Source organism: Mesorhizobium sp. M5C.F.Ca.IN.020.29.1.1, assembly GCF_003997375.1.
GTDB lineage: Bacteria > Pseudomonadota > Alphaproteobacteria > Rhizobiales > Rhizobiaceae > Mesorhizobium > Mesorhizobium wenxiniae.
The window spans coordinates 1-4,955 of the sequence record NZ_RZSW01000479.1; the positions used below are offsets into that span (position 1 = coordinate 1).

General features: G+C 62.3%; 4 protein-coding genes and 2 pseudogenes. 5 read left to right on the top strand and 1 reads right to left on the bottom strand.

Annotation, left to right across the window (positions count from 1 at the left end):
- Positions 1-177 (top strand): annotated as a pseudogene (locus EOA85_RS39385) (pilus assembly protein); the annotation flags it as partial.
- Between the two features lie 30 nt (positions 178-207).
- Here the strand turns inward: EOA85_RS39385 and EOA85_RS27540 are convergent.
- Positions 208-1,125: pseudogene (locus tag EOA85_RS27540) on the bottom strand (PhnD/SsuA/transferrin family substrate-binding protein).
- Between the two features lie 154 nt (positions 1,126-1,279).
- On the opposite strand from EOA85_RS27540, the gene EOA85_RS27545 reads away from it, so the two are divergent.
- The 4 genes from EOA85_RS27545 to rpsT all read left to right on the top strand — a co-directional run bounded on the left by EOA85_RS27545 (position 1,280) and on the right by rpsT (position 4,723).
- A complete protein-coding gene (locus EOA85_RS27545) occupies positions 1,280-2,518 on the top strand; it encodes a phosphopentomutase (RefSeq protein WP_095517023.1) in 1,239 nt (412 codons plus the stop codon).
- Entirely contained in the window at positions 2,511-3,422 is a 912-nt protein-coding gene (gene mutM / locus EOA85_RS27550) for a bifunctional DNA-formamidopyrimidine glycosylase/DNA-(apurinic or apyrimidinic site) lyase (protein WP_127211872.1), read from the top strand. The genes EOA85_RS27545 and mutM overlap by 8 nt, the downstream gene beginning before the upstream one ends.
- Positions 3,423-3,501: 79 nt before the next feature.
- The gene (locus tag EOA85_RS27555; protein WP_127211873.1) at positions 3,502-4,275 is read left to right on the top strand and encodes an enoyl-CoA hydratase; all 774 of its coding nucleotides are present in this window, start codon (positions 3,502-3,504) and stop codon (positions 4,273-4,275) included.
- Between the two features lie 181 nt (positions 4,276-4,456).
- On the top strand, positions 4,457-4,723 hold the full coding sequence (rpsT, locus tag EOA85_RS27560; RefSeq protein ID WP_029356919.1) for a 30S ribosomal protein S20: 267 nt from the start codon (positions 4,457-4,459) through the stop codon (positions 4,721-4,723).
- The last annotated feature ends 232 nt before the right edge of the window (positions 4,724-4,955 follow it).

Consider the following 4,955-nt stretch of genomic DNA (forward strand, 5'->3'; position numbering starts at 1 on the left):
AAGGGTACCTTTCTCATTCGCGTCGAAAGTAATCTCGCATACCAGCCGATCATCACCTGGTCGGTGGACAGTGAGAAGCGGCTCGGATTGAGTTCGGCTTTCGACTCGATATCGATGGGCGAAACCTATTATCTCAGGCCCCGCAGGAGCCCGACGATTCCCTGCAGCACCTGCTGAAACGACCGCGCCCGACTCCGGCCGCCATTGCTATCGGCCGTTGCCTGACACCAGGCGCATGATGGCTGCAGCCATCGCGTAATCCTTCGGGCCAGCGACGGCGAAGCCGCCGGAATGTTTCGATTCCAGAAGATCGTAGACATCCGGCGACATCGATCTGAGATTGATGAGAAAACACGGTGAGCCGCCGTTTGGCTTCAGGATCGAGATCGCTGCGGACGGCATAGGGACCATACCGCAGCAGGCCGGACGTCCACACGACCTGAAGTGCTGCTTTCGAAAGGCCTGCCATTTCCAGCCTGGCGACCGTGCCGCCCGCAACATCCGGCTGGCCATCGGCCACCGCCGGCATCCAGCCGAAGATGGCATCGGCCTCGCCATCGACCAGCATCGTTTCAGCCGCCGCAGCCGAATTGGCGTGCGTCAGAAATGGCGCATCCTTGGCGATCTTGACGCCTTCGGCGGCCAGCCCGGCAAGCGGCAAAAGAGAACCGCCGACACTGTCCGGAGGCACCATGGCGACCGATGTGCCTCCATCGCGGCCAGATCTGGGACCTTGCCGTCCCGCGTCAGCAAGACGGATCGGATGCCGATCACGCCGTCGGAATCGACAGGCGCCACAAGAGGCTCGACGCATTCGCAACGTTCGGATGCGATGGCGTAGGCGGTCGTCGAATAGACCGCATATTCGATGTGGGCGTTGGCTTGCGCCTCGATCAGCGCCGCGTAGTCGCGGGAAACGACAAACTCCACCTTCATGCCGAGCGCCTTGGTGTAGGCGTCCGTCAACAGCGCCAGACCCGGAACGGTGTTGCCGGCGCCGGGCTCGGCGACGATGCCGACACGAAACGTGCCGATGTCATCCCGCCAATCGGCGCGCACTGGGTTTGACCAGGCCGCACCCAGCAGCGTCATGATAGCTGCGGAGGCCTTCAAGGCATGCCTCATGTGAGTTCCCCGCTGGTTTTCGTCGATCCACGCCGATGCCGGCATTTCGCCACATCTCAACTATCGCGCCAAGCCGTCTGCTTCCGAGTTGCCAATGGCGGCGCCGCCCCCTATGTCTGGGCGGACAGACAAACGATAATAATGAATCCCTGCAATGGCGCGCGCCTTCCTTTTTGTTCTCGATTCCTTCGGCATCGGCGGCGCGGCCGACGCTGAGCGCTATGGCGACACCGGTTCCAACACGTTTGGGCACATCGCTAGAGCCTGCGCCGAAGGCCGGGCGGATCGCGAGGGGCTGCGCAAAGGCCCGCTTTTCGTACCCAACATGCTCTCGCTCGGCCTGGGCCACGCGGCGAAAACCGCGACAGGATTCAGCATCGACAGCGGCGGCGAGGCCCATCTCGCCTCCGCCTTCCATGGCGCGGCGCAGGAGATTTCGAGCGGCAAGGACACGCCATCGGGCCATTGGGAAATCGCCGCCTTGCCGGTTCGCTTCGACTGGGGCTATTTCCCGGACACGGTTCCCGCCTTTCCAGCCGAACTGACCGAAGCGATCATCCGCGAAGGAGAGGTGCCGGGCATTCTCGGCAATCGCCATGCCCCGGGCACCGAGATCATCGAGCGTTTCGGGGAGGAGCATATCCGCACCGGCAAGCCGATCTGCTACACGTCGGTCGACTCCGTCCTGCAGATCGCCGCGCATGAAGTTCACTTCGGCCTGGAACGGCTCTACGAATTCTGCAAGGTGGTGCGCAGGCTGGTCGATCCGCTGAACATCGGACGGGTGATCGCGCGGCCCTTCATTGGGGAAACCGCCGCCAGCTTCGAACGGACGCACAACCGCCGGGACTATTCGGTCCCGCCGCCTGAACCGACCCTGCTCGACCGGTTGACGGCGCGCGGCAGCCGGGTCATCGCGGTCGGCAAGATCGGCGACATCTTCGCCCATCGCGGCATTTCGGAAGTACGCAAGGCCGCCGGCAACATGGCGATGTTCGACAAGGCGCTCGGCGCGATGGCTGACGCGGGCGACGGCGATCTCGTCTTCGCCAATTTCGTCGATTTCGACACAGAGTTCGGCCATCGGCGCGATGTTGCCGGCTATGCCGCCGCGCTCGAGGCCTTCGACCGGCGGCTGCCGGAGGCGCTTGCACGGCTGAGGCAAGGCGACCTTCTCATCCTCACGGCAGACCATGGCAACGATCCGACCTGGCACGGCACCGATCATACACGCGAACGCATTCCGGTGATCGGCACGGGACCAGGTTTTGGCGGCGACATTGGGCTCAGAACGACGTTCGCCGACATCGGTGAAACCGTCGCCGAGCATCTTGGTCTGGCGCGCGGCCGTCACGGCACCTCCTTCTATGAATCGATAGGCGGCCATGCCTGAGTTGCCTGAGGTCGAAACGGTGCGGCGGGGCCTGCAGCCGGTTCTGGAAGGCGCCCGTATCGCCCGCGTCGAGGCACGCCGGCCCGACCTGCGCTTTCCGTTTCCCGAAAATTTCTTGGAGAGGCTGACCGGCAAGACAATTACAGCGCTCGGCCGCCGGGCCAAATACCTGACGATGCATCTGAAAGGCGGTCCGGTGCTGATCTGCCATCTCGGCATGTCGGGTTCGTTCCGCATCGAAACGTCCGATGACAGCGAAATGCCCGATAGCAGCGAAATGTTGGGCGCGTTTTTTCACGAGCGCTCGAAAAGCGCGGTACACGACCATGTCGTCTTCCATATCGTCTCTCCCGAAGGCGCCCGGTCCCGCGTGACCTTCAACGATCCGCGCCGTTTCGGCTTCATGCTATTTTCCGAAGGGGCACCCGACACGCATCCGATGCTCGCGGGGCTGGGCGTCGAGCCGACAGGCAATGCGTTGGACGGCGAGTTGCTCGCCTCGCTGCTGAAAGGCCGGAAGTCGCCGCTGAAGGCAGCACTTCTCGATCAGCGGCTGATCGCCGGGCTCGGCAATATCTATGTGTCGGAGGCACTATGGCGCGCCGGTCTGTCGCCGTTGCGCGAGGCGGGCACCATCGCAAATCCTGGAAAGAAGGCCAAACAGCAGCGCGACGCCCTGGCCGAAGCCATCCGCGCGGTGATCGCCGACGCGATCGCCGCCGGCGGATCGTCGTTGCGCGACTATATGCAGACCGACGGGTCTCTGGGCTATTTCCAGCATTCGTTCGCGGTCTACGATCGCGAGGGCGAACCCTGCTCCAAGCACGGCTGCGGCGGCCATATAGAGCGCATCGTGCAAAGCGGGCGTTCCACCTTCTATTGCCGGACCTGTCAGTTGAGCTAGGTGCCGGGGTGTGTCCTGGATGCAGAGTATGAGCTGGACGCCAGATGTAAGTTAGATGACCGGGTGAGGAGATACAGTCATGGCCTATGAAACGATCATCGTGGAAACCCGCGGCAAGGTCGGGCTGATCACGCTGAACCGGCCGAAGGCGCTCAATGCGCTGAACTCCCAGGTCCTGGCGGAAATGGTCGCGGCCGTGAATGGCTTCTGCGCGAATGCCGACATCGGCGCGATGGTCATCACCGGCTCCGAAAAAGCCTTCGCGGCAGGTGCGGACATCAAGGAAATGCAGGCGATCTCCTTTGTCGACGCTTATGTGCAGGACTTCTTTGTCGGCTGGGAAGAGTTCACCCGGGCGCGCAAGCCTGTTATCGCGGCGGTGGCCGGCTATGCGCTCGGCGGCGGCTGCGAACTGGCGATGATGTGCGATTTCATCATCGCCGCCGACAACGCCAAGTTCGGCCAGCCCGAGATCACGCTCGGCGTCATGCCGGGCATGGGCGGATCGCAGCGCCTCACCCGCTTCGTCGGCAAATCGAAGGCGATGGACATGTGCCTGACCGGACGGATGATGGATGCGGCGGAAGCCGAGCGTTGCGGTCTGGTGTCGCGTGTGGTGCCCGCCGTCGAGCTGCTCGAGGAGGCGTTGAAGGCGGCGGCCAAGATAGCCGATTTTTCGCTACCGTCGGTGATGATGGCGAAAGAGGCCGTCAACCGCGCCTATGAAACGACACTGGCCGAAGGGCTGCGGTTCGAGCGCCGGCTGTTTCACTCGCTGTTTGCGCTCGATGACCAGAAGGAAGGCATGGCGGCCTTTGCCGAGAAGCGGAAGCCAAATTTCACGAACCGATAGATCGTGACGACAGCGGCCAGAAGCGAGCGACAGCAGCGGCCAAAAAGAAGGCGAAGCAGCGTTGACGCGCCGGAAAAGCTGAACTATAAGCCGCACCAACCGAGGCGGCCCTGTGGCTGCCCGTTTGTTTTTGCGCCCTGCGGCATCCCGCATGCGCCCACCAGATCAGAAGAGAGGCATCATGGCCAATACCTCCTCGGCCAAAAAGGCAACGCGCAAGATCGCCCGTCGCACGGCGATCAACAAGAACCGCCGCTCGCGCGTGCGGACCTACATCCGCCAAGTCGAAGAGGCGCTCGCCTCGGGCGATAAGGCTGCTGCGCAGGCTGCTTTCAAGGTGGCGGAACCGGAATTGATGCGCGCCGCGACCAAGGGCGTGGTGCACAAGAATACGGCGTCCCGCAAGGTCTCGCGCCTGGCGCAGCGACTCAAGGTGCTGTCGGCCTAATATACCTTTACTGATCTTGTCCTCTTCAAGCCCGGCCGCTCGTGTCGGGTTTTTTCGTTTGCCGGCAAGTACTTAAAAAGAAATCTCGCAAACGGACACTCCGCACGATTTCAATGTTCGAAATGCTTTGCCGGCATATACATGCCTGCTGATAGGCGCAGCCGCTGAAAGCGTTCACGGCGAAGATATTGGCTGTCAAAAATCAGCTATATTTTTCAATAAGTTATTGACG

Coding starts and splice junctions, on each gene's coding strand:
- mutM (WP_127211872.1), top strand. CDS start 2,511: ATGCCTGAGTTGCCTGAGGTCGAAACGGTGCGGCGGGGCCTGCAGCCG.
- EOA85_RS27545 (WP_095517023.1), top strand. CDS start 1,280: ATGGCGCGCGCCTTCCTTTTTGTTCTCGATTCCTTCGGCATCGGCGGC.
- EOA85_RS27555 (WP_127211873.1), top strand. CDS start 3,502: ATGGCCTATGAAACGATCATCGTGGAAACCCGCGGCAAGGTCGGGCTG.
- rpsT (WP_029356919.1), top strand. CDS start 4,457: ATGGCCAATACCTCCTCGGCCAAAAAGGCAACGCGCAAGATCGCCCGT.